At 54.6% G+C, this 2,234-nt stretch carries 2 rRNA genes; both read left to right on the top strand.

Going from position 1 to position 2,234, the window contains the following annotated elements:
- Positions 1-1,971: ribosomal RNA gene (locus ACWIGI_RS41635) — 23S ribosomal RNA — on the top strand; the annotation flags it as partial.
- A gap of 50 nt (positions 1,972-2,021) precedes the next feature.
- Positions 2,022-2,137, top strand: a 5S ribosomal RNA gene (gene rrf, locus ACWIGI_RS41630).
- Positions 2,138-2,234: the final 97 nt, after the last annotated feature.

Here is a 2,234-nt window from a genome sequence, read left to right as displayed (position 1 = left end):
GGAAAGGATGTGGAGTCGCACAGACAACCAGGAGGTTGGCTTAGAAGCAGCCACCCTTGAAAGAGTGCGTAATAGCTCACTGGTCAAGTGATTCCGCGCCGACAATGTAGCGGGGCTCAAGCGTACCGCCGAAGTCGTGTCATTCCAGCACATACCCCCAACGGGGGCTGGGATGGGTAGGGGAGCGTCGTGTGCCGGGTGAAGCAGCCGCGGAAGCGAGTTGTGGACGGTTCACGAGTGAGAATGCAGGCATGAGTAGCGATACACACGTGAGAAACGTGTGCGCCGATTGACTAAGGGTTCCTGGGTCAAGCTGATCTGCCCAGGGTAAGTCGGGACCTAAGGCGAGGCCGACAGGCGTAGTCGATGGATAACCGGTTGATATTCCGGTACCCGCTGTGAAGCGTCAAACATCGAGCCCATTAATGCTAAGGCCGTGAAGCCGTCCTGGAGCCTTCGGGCAAAGGGAAGTGGTGGAGCCGCCGACCCAAGGTGGTAGTAGGTGAGTGATGGGGTGACGCAGGAAGGTAGTCCAGCCCGGGCGGTGGTTGTCCCGGGGTAAGGGTGTAGGACGTCAGGTAGGTAAATCCGCCTGGCAATAGTCTGAGACCTGATGCCGAGCCGATTGTGGTGAAGTGGATGATCCTATGCTGTCGAGAAAAGCCTCTAGCGAGTTTCATGGCGGCCCGTACCCTAAACCGACTCAGGTGGTCAGGTAGAGAATACCGAGGCGTTCGGGTGAACTATGGTTAAGGAACTCGGCAAAATGCCCCCGTAACTTCGGGAGAAGGGGTGCTCTGTTAGGGTGAAAGCCCGAGAGAGCCGCAGTGAATAGGCCCAGGCGACTGTTTAGCAAAAACACAGGTCTCTGCGAAGCCGTAAGGCGAAGTATAGGGGCTGACGCCTGCCCGGTGCTGGAAGGTTAAGAGGAGCGCTTAGCGTAAGCGAAGGTGCGAATTGAAGCCCCAGTAAACGGCGGCCGTAACTATAACGGTCCTAAGGTAGCGAAATTCCTTGTCGGGTAAGTTCCGACCCGCACGAAAGGCGCAACGATCTGGGCACTGTCTCAACGAGAGACTCGGTGAAATTATAGTACCTGTGAAGATGCAGGTTACCCGCGACAGGACGGAAAGACCCCGTGGAGCTTTACTGTAGCCTGATATTGAATTTTGGTACAGTTTGTACAGGATAGGCGGGAGCCTTGGAAACCGGAGCGCTAGCTTCGGTGGAGGCATCGGTGGGATACTACCCTGGCTGTATTGACCTTCTAACCCGCCGCCCTTATCGGGCGGGGAGACAGTGTCAGGTGGGCAGTTTGACTGGGGCGGTCGCCTCCTAAAAGGTAACGGAGGCGCCCAAAGGTTCCCTCAGAATGGTTGGAAATCATTCGCAGAGTGTAAAGGCACAAGGGAGCTTGACTGCGAGACCTACAAGTCGAGCAGGGACGAAAGTCGGGCTTAGTGATCCGGTGGTTCCGCATGGAAGGGCCATCGCTCAACGGATAAAAGCTACCCCGGGGATAACAGGCTTATCTCCCCCAAGAGTCCACATCGACGGGGAGGTTTGGCACCTCGATGTCGGCTCATCGCATCCTGGGGCTGTAGTCGGTCCCAAGGGTTGGGCTGTTCGCCCATTAAAGCGGTACGCGAGCTGGGTTCAGAACGTCGTGAGACAGTTCGGTCCCTATCCGTCGTGGGCGTAGGAAATTTGAGAGGAGCTGTCCTTAGTACGAGAGGACCGGGATGGACACACCGCTGGTGTACCAGTTGTCTTGCCAAAGGCATCGCTGGGTAGCTATGTGTGGACGGGATAAGTGCTGAAAGCATCTAAGCATGAAGCCCCCCTCAAGATGAGATTTCCCATTCCGCAAGGAAGTAAGATCCCTGAAAGATGATCAGGTTGATAGGTCTGAGGTGGAAGTGTGGCGACACATGGAGCTGACAGATACTAATCGATCGAGGACTTAACCAATTTGAATGTATGCTTACTGTTATCTAGTTTTGAGAGAACACTCTCAATGGTTTGGTGGCGATAGCGAAGAGGTCACACCCGTTCCCATGCCGAACACGGAAGTTAAGCTCTTCAGCGCCGATGGTAGTTGGGGGTTTCCCCCTGTGAGAGTAGGACGCCGCCAAGCTATTATTACGGTAAAGGCAGCTCATCATGAGCTGCCTTTTTTGTTTTTGAATAAAAACAAAACAAACACCGAAATACGGAAACGCCCATATACTAAT

It is taken from the genome of Nocardia sp. NPDC055321, from assembly GCF_053645575.1.
Note: the sequence above shows the minus strand (reverse complement) of the source record. Positions and strands in the feature narration are given on the sequence as shown.